At 37.9% G+C, this 17,831-nt stretch carries 30 protein-coding genes and 1 pseudogene; 13 read left to right on the top strand and 18 right to left on the bottom strand.

Annotated features, from left to right (window positions below; all coding sequences use genetic code 11):
- Positions 1–414 precede the first annotated feature (414 nt).
- The 13 genes from MTO68_RS06945 to MTO68_RS06885 all read right to left on the bottom strand — a co-directional run bounded on the left by MTO68_RS06945 (position 415) and on the right by MTO68_RS06885 (position 6,475).
- Complete coding sequence (locus tag MTO68_RS06945) at positions 415–945, bottom strand: hypothetical protein (RefSeq protein ID WP_244015453.1); 531 nt, start codon at positions 943–945, stop codon at positions 415–417.
- 9 nt (positions 946–954) lie between these two features.
- The gene (locus MTO68_RS06940; protein WP_244015452.1) at positions 955–1,098 is read right to left on the bottom strand and encodes a hypothetical protein; all 144 of its coding nucleotides are present in this window, start codon (positions 1,096–1,098) and stop codon (positions 955–957) included.
- Positions 1,098–1,529 carry a hypothetical protein gene (locus MTO68_RS06935; RefSeq protein WP_244015451.1) on the bottom strand — a complete coding sequence of 144 codons (432 nt, stop codon included), beginning with the start codon at positions 1,527–1,529 and terminating at the stop codon, positions 1,098–1,100. The genes MTO68_RS06940 and MTO68_RS06935 overlap by 1 nt, the downstream gene beginning before the upstream one ends.
- A complete protein-coding gene (locus MTO68_RS06930; protein ID WP_244015450.1) occupies positions 1,516–1,896 on the bottom strand; it encodes an HNH endonuclease signature motif containing protein in 381 nt (126 codons plus the stop codon). The genes MTO68_RS06935 and MTO68_RS06930 overlap by 14 nt, the downstream gene beginning before the upstream one ends.
- Positions 1,886–2,137: a hypothetical protein gene (locus MTO68_RS06925; RefSeq protein ID WP_244015449.1), complete on the bottom strand. Its 252-nt coding sequence runs from the start codon at positions 2,135–2,137 to the stop codon at positions 1,886–1,888. The genes MTO68_RS06930 and MTO68_RS06925 overlap by 11 nt, the downstream gene beginning before the upstream one ends.
- Positions 2,130–2,390, bottom strand: coding sequence for a hypothetical protein (locus MTO68_RS06920; RefSeq protein ID WP_244015448.1), 261 nt, complete (start codon positions 2,388–2,390; stop codon positions 2,130–2,132). Before MTO68_RS06920 ends, MTO68_RS06925 begins: the two co-directional genes overlap by 8 nt.
- Positions 2,387–2,674: a hypothetical protein gene (locus MTO68_RS06915; protein ID WP_244015447.1), complete on the bottom strand. Its 288-nt coding sequence runs from the start codon at positions 2,672–2,674 to the stop codon at positions 2,387–2,389. Before MTO68_RS06915 ends, MTO68_RS06920 begins: the two co-directional genes overlap by 4 nt.
- Positions 2,671–3,345 (bottom strand): hypothetical protein, encoded by a 675-nt coding sequence (locus MTO68_RS06910; protein ID WP_244015446.1) that lies wholly within the window; start codon positions 3,343–3,345, stop codon positions 2,671–2,673. Before MTO68_RS06910 ends, MTO68_RS06915 begins: the two co-directional genes overlap by 4 nt.
- Positions 3,342–4,706: a replicative DNA helicase gene (locus MTO68_RS06905; RefSeq protein ID WP_244015445.1), complete on the bottom strand. Its 1,365-nt coding sequence runs from the start codon at positions 4,704–4,706 to the stop codon at positions 3,342–3,344. Before MTO68_RS06905 ends, MTO68_RS06910 begins: the two co-directional genes overlap by 4 nt.
- The gene (locus MTO68_RS06900; protein WP_244015444.1) at positions 4,703–5,518 is read right to left on the bottom strand and encodes a helix-turn-helix domain-containing protein; all 816 of its coding nucleotides are present in this window, start codon (positions 5,516–5,518) and stop codon (positions 4,703–4,705) included. Before MTO68_RS06900 ends, MTO68_RS06905 begins: the two co-directional genes overlap by 4 nt.
- Positions 5,515–5,673: a hypothetical protein gene (locus MTO68_RS06895; RefSeq protein ID WP_171066954.1), complete on the bottom strand. Its 159-nt coding sequence runs from the start codon at positions 5,671–5,673 to the stop codon at positions 5,515–5,517. The genes MTO68_RS06900 and MTO68_RS06895 overlap by 4 nt, the downstream gene beginning before the upstream one ends.
- A 46-nt stretch (positions 5,674–5,719) precedes the next feature.
- Positions 5,720–6,217: a phage regulatory CII family protein gene (locus MTO68_RS06890; RefSeq protein WP_244015443.1), complete on the bottom strand. Its 498-nt coding sequence runs from the start codon at positions 6,215–6,217 to the stop codon at positions 5,720–5,722.
- Between the two features lie 69 nt (positions 6,218–6,286).
- On the bottom strand, positions 6,287–6,475 hold the full coding sequence (locus MTO68_RS06885; RefSeq protein WP_234623921.1) for a Cro/CI family transcriptional regulator: 189 nt from the start codon (positions 6,473–6,475) through the stop codon (positions 6,287–6,289).
- Positions 6,476–6,591: 116 nt separating this feature from the next.
- Here MTO68_RS06885 and MTO68_RS06880 point away from each other — a divergent pair, with 116 nt between their 5' ends.
- The 12 genes from MTO68_RS06880 to MTO68_RS06825 all read left to right on the top strand — a co-directional run bounded on the left by MTO68_RS06880 (position 6,592) and on the right by MTO68_RS06825 (position 13,322).
- The gene (locus MTO68_RS06880; protein WP_234623920.1) at positions 6,592–7,350 is read left to right on the top strand and encodes a S24 family peptidase; all 759 of its coding nucleotides are present in this window, start codon (positions 6,592–6,594) and stop codon (positions 7,348–7,350) included.
- Positions 7,351–7,445: 95 nt separating this feature from the next.
- Positions 7,446–7,751, top strand: a complete 306-nt coding sequence (locus MTO68_RS06875) for a hypothetical protein (protein WP_244015442.1) — start codon at positions 7,446–7,448, stop codon at positions 7,749–7,751.
- 204 nt (positions 7,752–7,955) lie between these two features.
- On the top strand, positions 7,956–8,423 hold the full coding sequence (locus MTO68_RS06870; protein WP_244015441.1) for a hypothetical protein: 468 nt from the start codon (positions 7,956–7,958) through the stop codon (positions 8,421–8,423).
- A complete protein-coding gene (locus MTO68_RS06865) occupies positions 8,423–8,731 on the top strand; it encodes a hypothetical protein (protein WP_004820819.1) in 309 nt (102 codons plus the stop codon). The genes MTO68_RS06870 and MTO68_RS06865 overlap by 1 nt, the downstream gene beginning before the upstream one ends.
- 12 nt (positions 8,732–8,743) lie before the next feature.
- On the top strand, positions 8,744–9,862 hold the full coding sequence (locus MTO68_RS06860) for an ATP-binding protein (protein ID WP_004820817.1): 1,119 nt from the start codon (positions 8,744–8,746) through the stop codon (positions 9,860–9,862).
- Positions 9,859–10,545, top strand: a complete 687-nt coding sequence (locus MTO68_RS06855; protein ID WP_244015440.1) for a 3'-5' exonuclease — start codon at positions 9,859–9,861, stop codon at positions 10,543–10,545. The genes MTO68_RS06860 and MTO68_RS06855 overlap by 4 nt, the downstream gene beginning before the upstream one ends.
- Positions 10,545–11,633 (top strand): hypothetical protein, encoded by a 1,089-nt coding sequence (locus MTO68_RS06850; RefSeq protein WP_244015439.1) that lies wholly within the window; start codon positions 10,545–10,547, stop codon positions 11,631–11,633. Before MTO68_RS06855 ends, MTO68_RS06850 begins: the two co-directional genes overlap by 1 nt.
- A gap of 49 nt (positions 11,634–11,682) precedes the next feature.
- Positions 11,683–11,946, top strand: a complete 264-nt coding sequence (locus MTO68_RS06845) for a hypothetical protein (protein WP_244015438.1) — start codon at positions 11,683–11,685, stop codon at positions 11,944–11,946.
- A 9-nt stretch (positions 11,947–11,955) separates the two neighbouring features.
- Complete coding sequence (locus MTO68_RS06840) at positions 11,956–12,444, top strand: hypothetical protein (protein WP_244015437.1); 489 nt, start codon at positions 11,956–11,958, stop codon at positions 12,442–12,444.
- Positions 12,445–12,492: 48 nt separating this feature from the next.
- Positions 12,493–12,801: a DUF551 domain-containing protein gene (locus MTO68_RS06835; protein ID WP_244015436.1), complete on the top strand. Its 309-nt coding sequence runs from the start codon at positions 12,493–12,495 to the stop codon at positions 12,799–12,801.
- The gene (locus tag MTO68_RS06830; RefSeq protein ID WP_056517844.1) at positions 12,801–13,046 is read left to right on the top strand and encodes a hypothetical protein; all 246 of its coding nucleotides are present in this window, start codon (positions 12,801–12,803) and stop codon (positions 13,044–13,046) included. The genes MTO68_RS06835 and MTO68_RS06830 overlap by 1 nt, the downstream gene beginning before the upstream one ends.
- On the top strand, positions 13,047–13,322 hold the full coding sequence (locus MTO68_RS06825; protein ID WP_244015435.1) for a pyocin activator PrtN family protein: 276 nt from the start codon (positions 13,047–13,049) through the stop codon (positions 13,320–13,322). It abuts the gene before it with no gap.
- Here MTO68_RS06825 and MTO68_RS06820 read toward each other — a convergent pair.
- Positions 13,306–14,445 carry a tyrosine-type recombinase/integrase gene (locus MTO68_RS06820; protein WP_244015434.1) on the bottom strand — a complete coding sequence of 380 codons (1,140 nt, stop codon included), beginning with the start codon at positions 14,443–14,445 and terminating at the stop codon, positions 13,306–13,308. The two genes, MTO68_RS06825 and MTO68_RS06820, sit on opposite strands and share 17 nt — an antisense overlap.
- 173 nt (positions 14,446–14,618) lie before the next feature.
- Between MTO68_RS06820 and MTO68_RS06815 the strand changes: the two genes are divergently transcribed.
- Positions 14,619–15,071, top strand: a complete 453-nt coding sequence (locus MTO68_RS06815) for an Mpo1-like protein (protein ID WP_244015433.1) — start codon at positions 14,619–14,621, stop codon at positions 15,069–15,071.
- Between the two features lie 50 nt (positions 15,072–15,121).
- Here the strand turns inward: MTO68_RS06815 and MTO68_RS06810 are convergent, their stop codons facing one another.
- The 4 genes and pseudogenes from MTO68_RS06810 to MTO68_RS06795 all read right to left on the bottom strand — a co-directional run bounded on the left by MTO68_RS06810 (position 15,122) and on the right by MTO68_RS06795 (position 17,820).
- The gene (locus MTO68_RS06810) at positions 15,122–15,436 is read right to left on the bottom strand and encodes an AzlD domain-containing protein (protein WP_056516140.1); all 315 of its coding nucleotides are present in this window, start codon (positions 15,434–15,436) and stop codon (positions 15,122–15,124) included.
- The gene (locus tag MTO68_RS06805; protein ID WP_244015432.1) at positions 15,433–16,179 is read right to left on the bottom strand and encodes an AzlC family ABC transporter permease; all 747 of its coding nucleotides are present in this window, start codon (positions 16,177–16,179) and stop codon (positions 15,433–15,435) included. The genes MTO68_RS06810 and MTO68_RS06805 overlap by 4 nt, the downstream gene beginning before the upstream one ends.
- A 122-nt stretch (positions 16,180–16,301) precedes the next feature.
- A pseudogene (locus tag MTO68_RS06800) lies at positions 16,302–17,123 on the bottom strand (AraC family transcriptional regulator).
- Between the two features lie 136 nt (positions 17,124–17,259).
- Positions 17,260–17,820, bottom strand: coding sequence for a DUF3465 domain-containing protein (locus MTO68_RS06795; protein WP_244015431.1), 561 nt, complete (start codon positions 17,818–17,820; stop codon positions 17,260–17,262).
- Positions 17,821–17,831 lie beyond the last annotated feature (11 nt).

Raw genomic sequence — 17,831 nt, 5'->3', positions numbered from 1 at the left:
AACACGACAAACATCTCAAAGTTAGCTATTGATTTGTTCTGTGTCTTTCAATTCCATTGGTCGGGTGTCACCACAATTCAAGGCTCTGAGGCTAACTCAATGTGTGACGAAATCACATTGGATTCAAACCGATTTATACGGCTGGTTTCTGCATCCCACCGTTTGCGCTTATAGTTCACCATTATTTTGGCAAACGTCACAAATCCAAGTTGCTTTTAAAGCTAACGATCTTTCATGAGTCAATCCTCAATAGATTACTTATGCACGTCACAAGCACCTTTATAAAATTTTAGACAAAAAAATACCCACGTATTGGAATAGATGGGTATATGAAATTTAACTGTCTTGGTCTCGTACAAACCGTAATACGACCAGAATATAAAAATACTACCTTATATGCCGTTATTTTGTCAATTAAGCTTTTCGCATATCTTTTCGATAAATATCCGCATAAAAATCAATCTCATCTTTCATATCATTCAGTATGCTTTCAACCATAAATTCCAAATAAGCATAATTCTTACGATATGTTTCAGGCTTCACTTCTTTTAAACCAAAAAACTTTAATTTTTCTTCAATCGTAAATCCGTTAATTTCACGCAAATTAAAGAATAGAGTCATCTTTGCTACTTTGAATGCGAATGATTTCAGGTCGAATCTAATTCGCTGTACATCCTTTGCCAAAGCTTCATATAAAATTGCTGCCAAATGATGATGCAAAGTGTGATAAGCCATAGTGTTGTCACGATAATCACCCCACACCAAAAGCTCACAATATGCCTTTGTTGCCTTATCCTCAATTGAAGCTATAGCACCGCAACGATCCTCCCAATTAGGCGCATCACCACCAGTTGACGCAGTAGAGATCTCATAGTTTGCTGTTTTCGCTCTCATTTGCTGTCCCATCCATTCCAAATTCGATAACTTCTCTGCTACTGCGTTCATAATTGCCCCTTACCCTAAAACTCGTACTGCCACTATTGCTGTTAAAAACATACCCACCACAACGATAAAGAAAACCAAATCCAGTACTGTACCATCATGAATTTTTACGCCCATCATGAAAATGAACAGGAAGAAAGCTAAGATCCATTGCATTAACCCATCCCCCAAATCAACATACCTGCATCACGCTGCTCTTGATTCGTTCGACCTTGCCAGCCAGTAATGCGATTAAATTCTTCTGAATTCTTTTTGGTTTTGGTAGGTCTTACTTCAACCACTGCTAAACCGAAATATTTCGCCATTTCTACAAGTAATTTGCCTGTTGCATGGTTCTCACCTACATTCTTAGCAATTCGCTCACCTGCGCGCTTAGATTGACCAATACGACTATGTAGATTTGATTTTCTATTCATCCACCCTGCCTCGATCACCACTTTCTTGATCTGATCCTGGTGAATGCGGAATAGCTCAACAGTTTCAGCAAAGGTTAAGTTTTTCAGCTCGAATGACTGTCCTAAGACAGCCACCCCCGATTTATCTAAGTCTGGATCAATGCCGATGATGAGGGGTTTAGGGATTTGCATTGTTAGCCCCCACAATCTCAAAATGAAAAACAATAGGCTTTTGCACAAACTCAATTAAGCCAAAGCGCATCAAATGACGCACTTGCGGACAATCTCTGATGATTTGGATATCTCGATAATGAGCAAGCAAATCACGCCACGCTTCTAACGACATTGAGCGCTTGTTGTGATTACATGCTGTGCAAGCTGGTACAAGATTTTCAATAACATCATTTTCAGGCTTAGATGGCTTTCCTGTTTGAAGATCGCGTACAACTGCATTCAAATGATCTGCATGCCATTTCTCACCAAGCAATTCACCACAGTAAGCACAATGACCATCAAACAATTGCTTTAATTCTTCACGTTGCAATGTATTAAGCTTCATGCTCACCTCGCAAAGCCTTAACAACCTTTCTCAACTGTTTCAAAGAACTCCATGTACTTTGAGTTGCTAAGTGATGTGCTAATTCAAGTCGATCTTTTAATTTTGCTAATTCTTCTCGCAGTTGATCAACCTCAGTCTGTCGGGATTGCCATGCCCATTTTGCACCCTGATAATATTTGTCCTGCAAACCCTCTTTGTAGAGTGGATTATGTCCACAAATAGCTTCCTCAAACTTATCCATGACGTTCTGCCTCCAAAACTCCAACCCAATCAATTGGCTCATAATCAATCGGCATAGCTCCAAGATCAGCCAATTTTTCAATCGTTAAATCTGTTCTAATCCAAAAACCAACATCTTTGTTACTCCAATACAAAACAGCTTTAGCAAGCGGTTCAACTCGATAGTAATTTGTACAATTACGAGAATGAGGTGTTCTGAAATGGGTTGTACCATTTGGCTTGTTAGCTCTAATTTCTTTGATACTTAGACTCATAAATCCACCACTCTTGTACTCGGACTAACGTGATTACGGATGTCTGTGACGTGGTCTGTGATGTCATCAATGCGGTGACCTGCTTTGATTTCTTCTGATGTGGCGTGACTCAACCATTCTTTTGTTGTTGGTAAATCGCGCTCAATTACGCGCCCATCGGCTAGTACGGCATCCACTCTATAAACACCATCCCAAATCAAACTGCACTGTTTGCGATAAACCACCAAATCCCCCACCTTAAACTCTCGGCTGTCATGTTTTGTCAGGTTGTTTATAGTTGTCATAGTGCCACCACTCCACAATACTTTTCTGTTATCTGTTTAAGCTTGGCTCTCTGTACCTTTTGCCATTCAGCCCTATAAGCTTTTCGATATGCTTTCTGATCCAATTCATTGATTTCTTTCTTCAATCTTCCTTTGATTGCACTTTCGTTGATTGAATAGTCAAAACTCAGCAAATGCTTTTTAACTCCTTCCCATCGATCTTTCTTCATCACAGTTTCGCCATACATGGTTGACTTCAATGTTGTTGCTGAAACACCTGTCAACCTTGCAAGCAACGCAATATCGCCATGTGATGCCTTGGAATGAAACTCTTTGAATATTGATATTTGCTCTGCGCTTAAATCAGCTTTAGCCTTTCTTTTTACAGCCTGTGATTGAGCGTCTTTGATACGTTTACGCTCTTTATCACTCTGTCTTTTTGCTTCAATCTCAGCCTCAGTTTTAGTTCTCTTAGGTTTTAATTCTTTCTTAGCCTTAGCCTCTGCAATCGCTGCACCCATTATTTGTTTCATGTGCGATTGAGTATTTGATTTATTGAACTCTTGCTTAACCTCACTTGAAACGCCATAAGGTACATGTTCGATCTGACCACCACTGCTTAAGAATTCTGACAAATCCCAAGCTGAACGATCTTTGATGTAAAGTGACTCGCTGTTGGTTTCTGTTCTCATACCAACTCCCCTTGCATCATTGCGTAATATTCAGGACTTAAATCTGCAAATGTTGAGCGAGCTAAGTCGGTTGCTAATTTCACTGTTCCAGTTGACCCGTTACGTGCTTTACCAATAATGATCTCAGCCGTTCCAGCCTCTTTAGATTCCTTGTTGTAAACCTCATCACGGTAGATAAACATGATGATGTCTGCGTCCTGCTCTAAATCGCCTGACTCTTTTAAATCAGCGTTTACAGGGCGTTTGTTTGGCCTGTTTTCAAGATTTCGATTCAATTGAGCTAAAGCAAATACTGGACATTCAAAATCACGAGCAATCTTTTTCAATTCCCCTGAAATCTCACCAATATCTTTGTCAGAGCGACCATAATTGTTTTTAGTAAGTGGAGTTACACGCTGGATATAATCAACAAATATCGCACCAACTTTCCCATATTCGGCTTGTACTTTTCGTGCTGATCTACGGATCGTTGAAGTCGTTGAACGAGCATTGTCATCAATCATCAAAGGTGCTTTTTCTAAGATCATTGCAGCAGTATTAATCTTTCCACAGTCCTCAATTTGAGCCTTACCACTTAAAACTTTCCGCAATTCAATCTGACCAATTCCACTAATCATTCGCTGTGCAATCTGCTTGCCTGACATCTCGATTGAAACAAACAACACTGGTAAACCTTGATTGACCATCATGTCTGCTGCAAAGTTCTGAGCGAGTGTGGTTTTACCCATGCTTGGGCGTGCACCGATAATGACTAAATCACCTTTACCAACTTCACCCAGCTTGTTATCCAACTCACAGAAGCCAGTACGAATACCGCCATCAAATGCCGTGTTGTTATGCAAAGCTGTATGTCGCTCTAAAAACTCCTTAATTGCGTCCTTAGAGAACTCATGAGCATGTTTGAGGCAATTGTCCACCGAACCTGTTTCTAAGCCACTGACGAGAGCCTGTGCACGATTTAAGGCGGTTTCCGATGTGTACGAAACCATATCCAAAGCAACAGTGCCGATTTGCTTGCTTACATCCTGAATTTTTCTGCGTGTCGCAAAATCTTTAAGTTTTTTAAGGTGCGTTGGTAAAAGCGAATGAGGGCAGTAACACCCCATCAGATTGAGTATGAATTTCTCATCAACCGCTTTGACTTCAACCGCATTAGCACGAATCAACTCCCAAAGCATCACCTGGTCATACGCTTCGCCTTTCACAAACTGCGATTTCACATGAGACCAAATAATTTGGTGTTGAGCTGCGTAGAAATCACTTGAATCAATTTGCTCGATGTATTCGTCCATGCCTTGCTCGGTACCGATCACGGTAGACAGAATCGCTTGTTCAACAGGGATAGAAAATAATTCAATCATTGGTCCATCCCCTTGAATGATTTGCGTACGCCTTTGAATTCTGTGCTTGGTGCTTGCTGTGGTTGTTCAGGTTGAGAAACTTCGATGTACTCAGGATGTAATTTCACATGACGTTCAAACTTGTCAGAAATCCAATTTGCAAACTTGTAGAGTTTTTTTGCATCAGACAAAACTTGACCATCGAAATGAGTGTTGAATGCTCCAAGCTCAAATTCAAAACTTGGTAATCCAAAAATGAATTTTAAATTTTGACCATGACCTTTTTGCTGAAGAACTCCGATCAATTGATTTTGATTTGGAATCCACTCGTGTTGACAAGAGAGATTCATTGATAGGTTAATTGGTAGGTTCTGTACCCCAAAATTGGGATCGTTCACGATACCGTTTTTGGGTTCGTTACCCTCCAAAATTGGGATCGTTTGTTCTGCTGAATTAACCCCTTTTTGGGTGTGTTTAATAGCACCGTTTTTGGGTTCGTTATCTTTATCAATTAACCCTTTTTTGGGTTCGTTATAACTATCCCGATTTTGGTATTGTTCTCTTGATTGCACACCAACTAATTTTAAAACTCGAACCTTATTTGTGGTTCCCATTTTTTTACCAGTATCAGCAACCAATCCTAAATCGATAAGTTGATTTACGACTTTTTGAACAGTCTTGATATTCAAAACTGTGTCTTTTGCCAATCTGCTATTGCTTGGATAGCAAGTATGGTGCTCACCTGCACGATCAGCCAATGAAAGCAAGACAAGGCGCTGTGCTGAACTTTCAACTGGTGCAGTCCACGCCCAATTTAGCGCATCAACACTCATGCGTTTGCTCCTTGTATAAATGCCCATAGTTCAGCCTTTGCAACTGCCACAGACTGAGCAGTCGGAAGTGAGCGCTTTTCAGCGTGTTCTTCCACTGCCTTTTGAAATAAATAAATCTTTCGCTGTAGCTCAATGTCTGTTAGAATTTTATGCATATTCATTTCCATCTCGTTATGAATATATGAAGCCTGATCTCAACCATCAGGCTTTTTCTATTTCAGAACCTGATGTGTATTTTTTCATTTGTTTTAAAGCTGCTTGATCTACTGCAGTCGCCAATTCAATTAGATGCAATGTCAATTGATGGATCTCTTCATATTCTTGAGGTGTTACAACACCATCCTCATATGCTTCATAGACAGCTTTATTAGTCTTTCCTGACTTAATGTTGTGCTGCATCATTGCCTCAAAGATCGACAACTCATGATGCTTGCTGCGGTCACAAGTCACTGGGACCAATGCAAAGCCAAGCTCATGGGCCCAAATTTTTAATAAGGCTGGGTTTTGCGTGTAATAAAGAATTGCTTCCAACTTTTTGATACTGGGTAAATGGTTCGGCATATTGATATTTGCATAATTGCAAATAGTGTTATGTGAATCCCCTAGCACCTGAGCAATATCTTTAGGCGTAAAACCCGGCGTATTACTTATCATTTGCCAAATTGCGTTTTGGGCTTCTCGGCTTAAATTAATTTCCATATGTGAATCCTTTGTATTTATTCACGTTTATTTTTGATAGTTAAAAATTGATACTTCAACGATCCAATTCTAAGAAATAGGCTTGTTTACAACATGAGGAATATCTGGTTTAAGAATCAAAAGACCTCGAGCAGAAATTTCAGGAACGTATTCACCCCATTGGCTGATTGCAGCTCTAGATACACCAAGACATCGAGCAAGATTTGCAGCGTCTGCATATGCAGCAATGGCATCTGCGGTTTTGATGATTACTTCCATATCATAATCCAAACAAATAAAATGTTAAGCAAAGTTAACCATACTTTATTTAAATTATCAAGCACACTTAATTATAGAAAAGTTAAGCTAGCTTTACTTTGTAAGGTAGAGTTACTATGAGCACCCTTCAGGAAAGATTTGCTTTAGCTATAAAGCACTATGAAGAATCTAAAGGTAAAAGATTCGTTAAGGCCCATTTAGCGGATTATTGTGGTGTGAGCAGACCAGCTGTTTCTGAATGGATTGACAAGAATGTCCAAACACTTGGACAAGATAATGCTGAGAAAGCGGCTAAATTTTTGGGTGTAAACCATAGATGGTTAAATGGATTGAGCTCAAAAATGTTAGAGGATGTTGAAAGTTCTAGTTCCGAAAATACACAGCAGAATGAAGGTGTACCTGTTGTTGCTTGGGAGTCCCCCGATGATTTAGATCCAAATGTTTATGTAATTATTCCCCATGTTGAAGTGAAATTTTCAGCAGGTAATGGTCATTTGGCTGCTTATGAGCCAAGTCAAAGGGATATGGGGTCTGCCCATTTATTGAGTTGGGTACACAAGAAAAAAGTATCCCCTAAAAACTTAATAACTGTCGATACAGATGGTGACAGCATGGAACCAAGAATACCCAGTGGTAGTGTTGTGATGCTCGATAAATCTATCAATACACTGGAGCAAATTCAATCTGGAAAAGTTTATGCAATTCGATATGGAAATGAATTAAAGATTAAAAGACTTTCTCGTCGATTTGATGGTGCACTAATTATTGATAGCGATAACCCGCAATATCAGCGTGAGATCGTTGAACCAGATCAACTAGAGCATATTAGTGTTATTGGGAAGTATGTTTCCCATACGTATGATGGTGAAATCTGATTGGTCGTGTGTAAAATTAACTAAAAGTGAAATGATTATAAGTCGCCAGTTATTGTGAGATAAGTAATTAAAATTTTTTAAGAAAAGAGAATATTATGATCGCAACACTAAACAAGTCTAAAACAGCGCTAACAATAAATCGCCAGGATTTCAAATTGGCCTTAGCAAAGATTGGTGCAGGAATTGATAAACAAATAGCTTCACTCAAAAAAGCTAAGCAAAGCTATGATCCTGCTGAAATTGCACTTGAGGTTATTACTGAAGCAAATATCTTTGAAGCCATCATAGAAGGCTTTAATGAAGCAGAAGAAACCAACTTAAAGTTAATTGATATAACTAATATTGATGTGGCACAAGGATGGATAGATGAGTTTTTAGAAAAATACTCTGACACACATTAACTTACTTTCAGCATTAAAAACTACTAACCCACCCTGTGTGGGTTTTCTTTTGTCCATTAAAAAATAAAATTAAACTCACTTTACAATATAATTGTTAATTACACTTTACTTAGCTTTACATGTTAAGTATGCTTACTTTACTAAATAACAAAAAAGCGCACAGACCTCGAAATCAAATGCGCTTTTCCATACAACAGGTGAATTATGAACACAAAACCAAATTCAATCAATCCCATTGTTACACATCGTGTACAGCCTATGGGTTTTCTCAAAGTCGCTGCAATAAGTGGTTTAGTCATTGTGGGTGTTATCGGTCTTACATATGACCAGAAAGACACTGAATATAAGCCACCAGTAGCAATACCAAATATCTCCCCGTCTACCTACAACATTGATGCTTTAAAACTAACTTCTGAAACTTCAGGTAAAGCAGTTGTCAAAATTGATAGCTTCTTACTTAAAGTTAGCTTCGATTTTGAATCTCATCAAGATAGTTACGGTGTACCTGGTTCTGAATTCACTGCAGTTGATATTACAAACTTGGCAATTGAAAAAATCACAGATGCGAACGGTAAAGACTGGAATGACTTCACTGATTACAACGATCACAGAAATATCAATCAAGTGATAGTTAACTACATCGAACGTAACCGTATGGTGGAGGCTGTCTAATGAATACTCCTACACAAAAATTCGCTGAATTCCAAAGTAGTGAAAATGGTCAATTCCGTATGCGCCTTGGTCACTCTGTCTATGTGCAAAAAGGCAATGATGTTTACTGGATTAATCGGTCTGGTGTTTTGGTTCTCGTTTCAGAAGAAACACATGCAACAAAGCCGTGGATTCGAGAAAACTTTGAACGTGAGCGCAAATTCCAAAAGCGTAAAGCTAAAGCTGAATTATTCAACCAACCTTGCTTTAAGCGCACTCCCTATTCTCCAAATCAACGTATTGCTTATAACAATACGAAATATAATTAAGGGGTTAACACCATGGCTCTAAATATTATTACACCCGCTCAACCTATAGTAGTAAATGCAATCAAGGTTTACTTCTATGGTGATCCTGGTATGTACAAAACAACACTTGGTATGACTGCAAATAAACCTTTAGTTATTGACGCAGATAAAGGTGCTTATCGTACTGGTGCAAATCGACGCGGTGATGTTGTCGTAGCTGAAAGCTGGATGGATATTGCAAATATTACTGAGGCTGATTTAGCACCATACAATACAGTGGTATTTGACACCATAGGTCGTGTACTTGATTTAATTAAATCACATCTTGCAAATAACAATAAAAACACTAAAAGCGATGGTTCGTTAAAGCTAAATGTTCAGGGTGTAGCAAATAACATGTTTAGTTTATTTGTAAATAAGCTTATTGGTTTTGGCAAAGATGTAATTTTTATTGCCCATGCAACAGAGGATAAAAACGACACTTTAACTCTTGTACGTCCCGATTTAGGTGGTAAAAACCGTCAGGAAATTTATCGCCTTGCTGATGCTATGGCTTACTTGGCAGAGGAAACAGATAGCCGTGGTAATTCCAATAGAGTTCTTAAGTTCAAAGGTGGTGAAGGCTTTCATACAAAGGATTCGGGGAATTTGGGGAATGTAATTGTTCCTGATTTACGTAAACCTGAAAATTCTCAATTTATGGCTAATCTTATTCAAGCGACTAAAGATCATCTAAATACCTTAACACCTGAACAACAACAAACCATGAAGCTTCAAATGGAATGGGAGCAATGGCAGAAATCTTGTAGCGAGGCTCAGTACCCTTCTGAATTTAATGTGCTTTTAGAGGGTTTGGACCAGCAACATCCATACTTTAAAGATATGTGGGAATGTATGAAGCATTTTGCGTATCAAATAGGCCTAACCTACAACAAAGAAAAGAAAAAATGGCTGGAGTTGGAAGTTTTACCTTCAATCATTTCAGATACACAGCGCGATGAGCTTCAAACATTTATATCTGAACGTGGTTTAGATATTAAAGATATCTGTGAGCATTTTGGCTTAGATGCACTCACCCAAATTGAAGCAAGCAAACTGGAAGCTGTTAAAGCTGAAATCGATCAAATGGCTAAAACGAGTATGTCTGCATGAGCGCATTAATTTTAGATACTGAAACCAATAGCTTAAATGGCTATCCAATTGAAATTGCACATATCTCCTGTTCTTTTGAACAAGGGATATTGCGGATCGATGGTAATTCGGCCTTTGATGAGTATTTTTCTTGCCCTGAGCCTATCGAATTAGGTTCCATGGCCACTCACCATATTTTGGAAACTGATATCACAGGCAAACCAAGTTATGAAGTATTTCGCTTACCAGAGAATACAGAGTACTTGATTGGCCACAATATTGATTACGACATTCAAGCAATCAAGCTTTGTGATCCATCAATTAGTGTTAAGGGTATTTGTACATTGGCTTTGGCTCGAATGGTTTGGGATGAATTAGAAACTCATAACCTTACAGCAATGTATTACCACGTTATGAGTGCTGATTTAGAAAAAGCTCGTAAGCATTTACGTAATGCGCATAACGCTCGCTGGGATATTTATTTCACTGGTGTGGTTCTACAAGCAATCGTCGAAAAGCTGGCAATTAAAGACATGAATTCACTTTATCAAATGTCTGAAATTGCCCGCATTCCTAAGCGTATTAACTTTGGTAAACACAGAGGTGAGCTCATCGATGAGTTACCAGATTCATATATCGACTGGCTACTCAAACAACCCGAACTAGATCCCTATTTAATCAAAGCTTTAAAAGGACAAAAATAATGCATACTTTTAATGGTGTTGAAGCAATTTCCGCATTGCAATCAGGTAAAACAGTTTTATGTCGTCATATTGGTGGATTGCTCGATTTTGATGAGCTAAATCAATTCCCTGCTACAGTATTTTTTACAAATGATCATGAATTCTGTATAAAACGCGAAACTTTAACTTTGGCAGATATTCAGTTTACAAAACCTGTTCAGCCGCATGACTTGGAATCTGGCCAAGAAATTTTTATTGTGATGCCAACATGTATCTTGCGTACTAAATACGATCCAGAACATGGAGATATAAGTTTGAGTGTGGCAAATGGATTTGCTCAATTAGATGCTGAGAATGCACAGCTGCAGCTTCAGGCGTTTGGTAAAACGTTTGGCAATATGATTACTGAGATTGAAATTAAAGACGGTTTCAGTGAAAAGCCTAAAAAAGCTAGAAACACCAAGAAGAATGTTGAGCAAGAATCGCCACAAGTAGTAGAGACACAGCCTGTTATATCTATAGAAACTGAATTGCAGCTTTATTTAGATGGCTTGCGTGCTTGCTCTACTGCTGCTGAGGTTGAAAGCACTTTATTGAACGTTGATAAGGTGGATTTTTCAGCAGAACAAATGCTTGAAATTACGATGGCCAAAGAAAGCAAATTAGCTGAATTTAGCCAGCCTATCAAAATCGTGTCTCAAGAAAATGTAACTATTTCAGAAGATCCACTCATTTCCGATGATAACTCACTTGCATTACATCCATATCAGTCAGTTCTTGATGAGCTAGTGGAGCGTTTAAAGATAGTTAACACTCCTAAAGAAGCAAATGCCCTCTATAAATATACCATGCACTGGACCGAAGAAGAACGTAAGCCGGTTATGGATGCTATTCATAAACGTTTGGCTGAATTCAATCCACCAGAAAAATCACAATCATCATTGATGGTCCGCATTCAAAAATCAAAAAATTTAATTGACCTTACAAAACTTGAAGAGGAAATCATTCAGTGCGATCCAGCAATTCATGAGCGTTTATTCAGTTATGCAAATCAAAGGCGTACTGACTTGACGATGGCGAATGATTTGCCTTGGGAGCAGTCGGCATGACCCTCCTAAAACTTTACTTTTACTTGATAAAAATGGCGTGGTGGTTGTGATGGAAATTAAAAGCTTAAATCTTGACGGCTCTGTTGATGAAATTGCAGAGCAATTATTCAAGCAAGTGATTGGACCTATCTTTGATCACTTAGCCAAAACAGATCCAGAGTTGGCAGTTGAATTTGGTTATTGCATCGCTGGTAATGGGATCGCTTGTTACATGAACAGTCTTGAGGATGTTGCCCAAGCGGAAAAGTTAATTATTGACTCTACTAAATCTATGGCCGCTGATATCAAGCGTACAAGAAAAAAAGTCTGCTGAGGTGATGAGATGGATATTGAGAAAGAAAGAGAAGAGTTCGAAAAAGAGGCGTTCAAGCAATCTGGAGGTTGGGCTACATTCCATAAGGCTTATGGTGATGTTTATGAAAATAATCAACTTAACTTCGCATGGAAAGTTTGGCTAGCAGCCAAACAACAAGCCACCCCTGAAGGGTTTGTTTTCGTAGATAAAAAGCACACTGAAGATTGGTATTTAGACGATCATGAAGGCATGTGGTGGGATCAAGATGGAATCGACAACTCTCTTTGTGATTTAGATCCTGGTCAAGTTCAAGCTGTAGAGCATAAAGAGTATTTAATCACTGAAAGTAATACGCTTTATGCTGCAAAAGTTTGGGATGAATCTAATGATCAAGTTGGCTATTGGGAATTCTTTAAAACTAAGGATGAAGCTGAAAAAGTAGCTGCATACTGTAAAGCAAAATTTAAAGGTGATCTGGTAGAAGCACAGGAGCAAAGTCATGACAATTCAAACTGAAGAAATCGACCTCCCTGAAACCGTGGTTAAGAGTTTGGGAGAAGTGGCGTGAATTGGATTAGTGTTGATGAGAAAATGCCAGAACCATTAAGAAATGTTTTGGTTTTAATTGATGAAAACCCTGTAAAAAATCAAAATCAAATGGTGGCTAACTTTATCCCACAATTTACTGAGGAATCGGAATGTGGTGAGTGGTCAGAATTTTGTGAAGAAAGGGATATGTACTTCATCCCTGAAGGCTGGTACGCAAATACTGCTTACATTGGTGATGAGTATTCAAGTTACTTTATTGATGAAAAAGTAACTCACTGGATGCCACTGCCAGAGCCGCCAAAAGAAGAAAAGGAGGAAGGTTGATGACTAAAACTTACGAAATCCGAACCCTATCTGATTTCTTCAAAATCCCAAATGATCGAATTGAAGATTGTTTAAAAGAGTTTGCTGTTGGTTTGGAATTCTTAAAAGCAAATCATGAGTTAATGGGACTAGAAAATGGGCAGATGGAATTTTTTAACTGGACAGATGATGGGAAGAAAAACATAACTGCCGATTTTAAGTTTGGCAAAGATGTGATTCGTTCTGAAGTGAAGGAGGAAGGTTGAATGGGTGCTCTAGAATTTTCTACTTATGATTATTTGTTCTTGAAACATAGATCAATAGTCATAAAGCTCATGGATGTGGCTGAAGAGTACTACCCGGCATTGAAAAGAGCCACAATTAACAAAATGGCAAATGATAATGAATTTCCATTCCCTGTTTTTAAGATTGATCAAAAAAGCCGTACAGCACCATATTTTGTAAATCTCAAAGATTTGGCTGATGCTCTTGATAAAGAGCATCAAACAGCAGCCAAAGACTATGCTACATTTCACCGATGAGATGTAGCATCTCCTCAAACGTCATAACATTTCTTCTAATTTTTAATGATACATATCGCTGCAAACTGGACCATGTGGTATGAAGGGTATACTGTTGTATTTGAGGAATAGTCATACCCTTTTCAGCTAATCGGGTTGCGCCCTCATGACGCAGGTCATGAAAGCGTAAATCTTCAATTCCCAATAATGCGCAAGTCTCATTAAATTCAGTAGAAATAGACCCAGCACGCAAAGGGAACAAATACTTAGATTCACACTCAGACAGAATCATTCTGTTTCTATATTTCGGGCTTAATGCAAGATCAATTAGTTTTTCCAGCTCAACAGAAACAATGAATTCTTTGTGATTACCTTTAGATCCATTTGGGTTTTTAAGATCCCTAACTAGAAAAACCCTATGTTCTCTGTTGTAATCTGAAACCTCAAGTCTAGTGATTTCAGCCTGTCTTCTACATGAAAATATTGCAAATATCATAAGTAGATGCATTGGGTATACAGATCTTCCACGGTTCCATGTTGATGTAAAGAATTTTAAAAGTTTTTCTAATTCTGCTCTCTCATACAATCTATCTCTCGTATTACCTCTATTGATTTGTCTTGTTTTTCTTAACTGCAACATACCGTCAATTACTTCAGTATATTTAATATCAGCACCCCACAATAATCTCGCATGATTAAGTACTGACTTTAATTGCTGTAATTCATTTAATATGGTTGATGGGGAAACGGGGTTTAAGCCTAATTTTGGATATCCTATTTTTCTAGCTTTAACATGTTCAGTGATATTCATTGCACCAAATTTATCAGAACTAATTTTACTAATCGGAAGCTTTAATAAAACACGCAATGATCTTATTGTGGTTATCGAGTACTGATCCCCCACCTCAATCAGATACTTGTTGATTAAATCCCCAATTGTAAATTTACTTGCTTCAACTTTACCTTTTATGATTTCAGGATTATCTTGTATTTCAGCCTCTCTTTTTTTGAGCCAATTTGAAGCTGTTCGCATTGTTGCAAATGTTTTGGATTCTTTATAAATTACACCTTGTTTATTTATACGAATTTCAGCTCGATAGCGAATAGTGCCATCTGTCAATTTTCTTTGAGAAATAGTGCCCACATTTACGCCTTTTAAAGTTTTTTCTTTAAGGTGTAAAATTATGGCGTAAATAGATACATATTAATAGTTATTAATACATGTTAATGCGTATTAATGAATATTGAAAAATTTTAACAAGAATATGAATTTTAAGTAAAAAATACCAAGTTATTGATTATATGGAGATATGAAGAATGTTAAGAAAATCAATCACCGAATGGTTCGATGAATATAGCGAAAGTCATCAAAACAAAACCAATAAAGCCATCCATTGGGCTTGCGTCCCCGCGATTTTATTTGCCATCATTGGGATTCTTGCACATTTTAGTGCCTTGCTTACGGCACTACTTCTGGTTCTCACCCTCGTTTTCTATGCCCGTTTGGATATTGTTCTTGCTGTAGCAATGACCGCATTAATTGCAGTCATGGCATGGATCATTTACTTACTTCCTGTCGGTGTTGGTTTCTATATTGGGGTGTTTATTTTGGCTTGGATTGGTCAATTTTATGGTCATAAAGTCGAAGGTAAAAAGCCTTCTTTCTTTAAAGACCTTCAATTCCTCCTCATTGGCCCTGTATGGTGTATGGATGCCTATCTTGGTAAAGTACTACCCAAATGGAAAACACGCCAGAAACTGGCTTTTTAGCGCAAATAAACCAGAGGGAAAATCCAATTCGGCTTTTCCCTCCATTTTTTTCAATTTAACAGATAAAATAACCCGTAAAAGCACAATAAACTTAAAGCTAAATTGACTAGAATTTTCTTAGAAATAAGCGCTAAAACAACACAGATCATTGCTGTTAAAAAATAGGCATCCAAAGGCAATGCACGGAATTGATCTCCATTAAAAAATACAATTGGTGCACAAATTGCAGTCAGCAAACATGGCGCTGAATACTGCAACATATTTCCAATCACACGAGGTAATTTCAGGGCGATTTTAGGTTCTAAGAAAAAGTAACGGTTAATCAATACAATGCCTGCCAAAGTTAACAATAAAGTCCATGTCATTTTGCTACGCCTATATTTTTTACTCCGACGATCTTTGCTGTACACATCGCACTAAACATCCCCAAAATCCCTGATAGCACAATGCCCCCTTCAAATTGAAAATATTTAAAAATACAGGCAGATAGCAAGGTACACATGACGCCTACCAAAGTTGCGCTATTTTTCACCATAGGCACAATAATCAAAATAAATACCGCAACAATTGAAAAATCTAAATGTAAGCTTTCTAAATTCGGAATTGATTTAGCCAGTACAATGCCCAACACACTAAATAGGCACCAAGCCAAATAAAAACACAGCCCAGCACCCAACAAATAAGCAAAGCTGCGTTGTTTATCTTTGCCAATGCCGACAGCAAACAGTTCATCTGTCAGCAAGAAGCCAATTAATATGCGTTGCTTAAACGGAAAACGACTGACATCTTGACGAAAATTAAGCGCATATATTAAATGCTGACTGGTTAAGAAAAATACCGTAATCATAATCGTCAAGGCCGATGCATGTGACATGACTAAACCTAAACTTACTAACTGCGCTGCACCTGCAAATACAACAGCGGACATTGAGAATGCTTGTGCAAAGCTTAATCCAGCATTAATTGCCATTGATCCAGCCAGAATACCCCAAGGCAGTACGGCAATAGATAAAGGTAAAATATCGACCACACCTTGGAAAAAAGCCTTTTTATTTTGTTTAGACTTAGGCTCAATCTCGGCAGTATAAGATTCAAATTGATCACTCATTTGCAAAATCCAAATCTAAGAATTTAAGCAGTATCTTATAAATGATCAGTGATCGCTTGGATAAAATTGCTATTTGATGAGGGACTGTGGAACGTTTAAATGGCTATTCCCAAATACATTTATTAAATATTTAATGTACTTAAATATTGAGAAGGCGTAACCCCAACTGCTTTTTTAAAATGTCGATTAAAATGACTTTGATCTGAAAAACCACTATTTTGGGCAGTCATTGCAATACTCTGACCTTGTTTTTATAATTGGCGCGCTTTCTGTAAACGGACCTGAACCAACCAGCTATGCGGTGGTAAGCCCGTATATTTTTTAAATTCACGTAAAAAATGCCAAGGGCTTAATCCTACATAGGTCGCCAAATCAGTGAGCGAATAATCATGCTCAGGAAAACTGCTTAATAAATCTTTAACTATTTCAACTTTCCGTTGTGCTTCTGGTAATTCAGCAGGTGTTAATTTGGCACGACCATAGCGACTGATTAAGCGGGCTAAAGTGGATAAATACATACTCTCTTTCAGTAAAGTATTTTCTTTTTGTTCTAATAAATCAAAAAGTAAACAGAGTTGTTGTGCCAATCCAACATCTTGCACAACAGCTTGTGGGAACCACGGTACGCTATTTTTAACACTAAAAAAATCTTGCCCTGCATCTAATAACATTTCTGGCGTTGGATAAATTGCACGATATTTCCAGCCTGACTCGACAGCAGATGAACCTGTATGAATTTCATCAGCATTGACTAAAATAATGTCACCCTTCGGTGCTGTATGTAACTGCCCAGTCCGATAAAAACTCTGTGCACCATCTTCAATCACACCAATACAATAACCTTCATGCACATGCTTTGAAAATTGCTTATGGTGATACTGTGCTTTTAACAACTCTAATCCACCCAATTCTTTTAGGTGAAAGTAGCTTGCCCACTCCTGCATTTTTTCTATTCAGACTTTTGATAATAATTTAAAAATAGCATGTTTATAAAAAGCGTATAGAACAAAATTGCTATCTATACGATTAGACATGGAAAATACAAAGATCTTTTGTGCACATAAGAAAATAACCAATAGATTACTGATAGGTTTTTCCATTATGTTTTAGCCAACCATCTTGATGACGACGCTTTGGATCATGGTGTGTCCAGTGCATTACGCCACCTTGATTGCTATATTCATATTCGCCAAAAAATTCGACAGTATCGCCTTTGCGTAAATTATCGATACGGGGTGCTAAATCAATATTATGTGCAACCAATACAGTTAAGCCATTATCCAGTGCAAGAATAAATTTTTGATGGCGTGAACCTTCATTATCATCACGCAACACGGCTTTTACTCGACCGATGGATTGTACTTGAACATTACTGAGTTTTGCATCATAGGCTTTTCGAATAACCTCAAGACCATTTTGATTTTGACTATTGGCAGACGGCTTATCTTTAAATTGGTTATCTTTACCCTGCTCATCCACATGCTGTGTATTGTCTTGTGAATGATTGTTTTGCTGATCGATCGATTCAACTTTAGAGGGTTCAGTTGTTTGATTTTTTTGTTGATTGAGATCAACACCCAGATAAGCTGCGACGATCACTGCAATTACAGCAGCAATACCAAGTTGTGTTTTATTTGCCATAAAGTTTGAGT

The organism is Acinetobacter sp. NyZ410 (genome assembly GCF_022828975.1).
GTDB lineage: Bacteria > Pseudomonadota > Gammaproteobacteria > Pseudomonadales > Moraxellaceae > Acinetobacter > Acinetobacter guillouiae.
The sequence above is the reverse complement of the archived record's forward strand: the minus strand, read 5'-3'. Positions and strand labels throughout refer to the sequence as shown.

Excerpts from the sequence above, each read along its gene's own strand:
- MTO68_RS06855 (WP_244015440.1), top strand. The coding sequence starts at position 9,859 with ATGAGCGCATTAATTTTAGATACTGAAACCAATAGCTTAAATGGCTAT.
- MTO68_RS06860 (WP_004820817.1), top strand. The coding sequence starts at position 8,744 with ATGGCTCTAAATATTATTACACCCGCTCAACCTATAGTAGTAAATGCA.
- MTO68_RS06905 (WP_244015445.1), bottom strand. The coding sequence starts at position 4,706 with ATGATTGAATTATTTTCTATCCCTGTTGAACAAGCGATTCTGTCTACC.
- MTO68_RS06930 (WP_244015450.1), bottom strand. The coding sequence starts at position 1,896 with ATGAAGCTTAATACATTGCAACGTGAAGAATTAAAGCAATTGTTTGAT.
- MTO68_RS06945 (WP_244015453.1), bottom strand. The coding sequence starts at position 945 with ATGAACGCAGTAGCAGAGAAGTTATCGAATTTGGAATGGATGGGACAG.
- MTO68_RS06925 (WP_244015449.1), bottom strand. The coding sequence starts at position 2,137 with ATGGATAAGTTTGAGGAAGCTATTTGTGGACATAATCCACTCTACAAA.
- MTO68_RS06810 (WP_056516140.1), bottom strand. The coding sequence starts at position 15,436 with ATGACATGGACTTTATTGTTAACTTTGGCAGGCATTGTATTGATTAAC.
- MTO68_RS06915 (WP_244015447.1), bottom strand. The coding sequence starts at position 2,674 with ATGACAACTATAAACAACCTGACAAAACATGACAGCCGAGAGTTTAAG.
- MTO68_RS06890 (WP_244015443.1), bottom strand. The coding sequence starts at position 6,217 with ATGGAAATTAATTTAAGCCGAGAAGCCCAAAACGCAATTTGGCAAATG.
- MTO68_RS06805 (WP_244015432.1), bottom strand. The coding sequence starts at position 16,179 with ATGAGTGATCAATTTGAATCTTATACTGCCGAGATTGAGCCTAAGTCT.
- MTO68_RS06875 (WP_244015442.1), top strand. The coding sequence starts at position 7,446 with ATGATCGCAACACTAAACAAGTCTAAAACAGCGCTAACAATAAATCGC.
- MTO68_RS06840 (WP_244015437.1), top strand. The coding sequence starts at position 11,956 with ATGGATATTGAGAAAGAAAGAGAAGAGTTCGAAAAAGAGGCGTTCAAG.
- MTO68_RS06895 (WP_171066954.1), bottom strand. The coding sequence starts at position 5,673 with ATGCATAAAATTCTAACAGACATTGAGCTACAGCGAAAGATTTATTTA.
- MTO68_RS06850 (WP_244015439.1), top strand. The coding sequence starts at position 10,545 with ATGCATACTTTTAATGGTGTTGAAGCAATTTCCGCATTGCAATCAGGT.
- MTO68_RS06870 (WP_244015441.1), top strand. The coding sequence starts at position 7,956 with ATGAACACAAAACCAAATTCAATCAATCCCATTGTTACACATCGTGTA.
- MTO68_RS06815 (WP_244015433.1), top strand. The coding sequence starts at position 14,619 with ATGTTAAGAAAATCAATCACCGAATGGTTCGATGAATATAGCGAAAGT.
- MTO68_RS06885 (WP_234623921.1), bottom strand. The coding sequence starts at position 6,475 with ATGGAAGTAATCATCAAAACCGCAGATGCCATTGCTGCATATGCAGAC.
- MTO68_RS06920 (WP_244015448.1), bottom strand. The coding sequence starts at position 2,390 with ATGAGTCTAAGTATCAAAGAAATTAGAGCTAACAAGCCAAATGGTACA.
- MTO68_RS06910 (WP_244015446.1), bottom strand. The coding sequence starts at position 3,345 with ATGAGAACAGAAACCAACAGCGAGTCACTTTACATCAAAGATCGTTCA.
- MTO68_RS06865 (WP_004820819.1), top strand. The coding sequence starts at position 8,423 with ATGAATACTCCTACACAAAAATTCGCTGAATTCCAAAGTAGTGAAAAT.
- MTO68_RS06825 (WP_244015435.1), top strand. The coding sequence starts at position 13,047 with ATGGGTGCTCTAGAATTTTCTACTTATGATTATTTGTTCTTGAAACAT.
- MTO68_RS06935 (WP_244015451.1), bottom strand. The coding sequence starts at position 1,529 with ATGCAAATCCCTAAACCCCTCATCATCGGCATTGATCCAGACTTAGAT.
- MTO68_RS06880 (WP_234623920.1), top strand. The coding sequence starts at position 6,592 with ATGAGCACCCTTCAGGAAAGATTTGCTTTAGCTATAAAGCACTATGAA.
- MTO68_RS06940 (WP_244015452.1), bottom strand. The coding sequence starts at position 1,098 with ATGCAATGGATCTTAGCTTTCTTCCTGTTCATTTTCATGATGGGCGTA.
- MTO68_RS06795 (WP_244015431.1), bottom strand. The coding sequence starts at position 17,820 with ATGGCAAATAAAACACAACTTGGTATTGCTGCTGTAATTGCAGTGATC.
- MTO68_RS06900 (WP_244015444.1), bottom strand. The coding sequence starts at position 5,518 with ATGAGTGTTGATGCGCTAAATTGGGCGTGGACTGCACCAGTTGAAAGT.
- MTO68_RS06845 (WP_244015438.1), top strand. The coding sequence starts at position 11,683 with ATGGAAATTAAAAGCTTAAATCTTGACGGCTCTGTTGATGAAATTGCA.
- MTO68_RS06830 (WP_056517844.1), top strand. The coding sequence starts at position 12,801 with ATGACTAAAACTTACGAAATCCGAACCCTATCTGATTTCTTCAAAATC.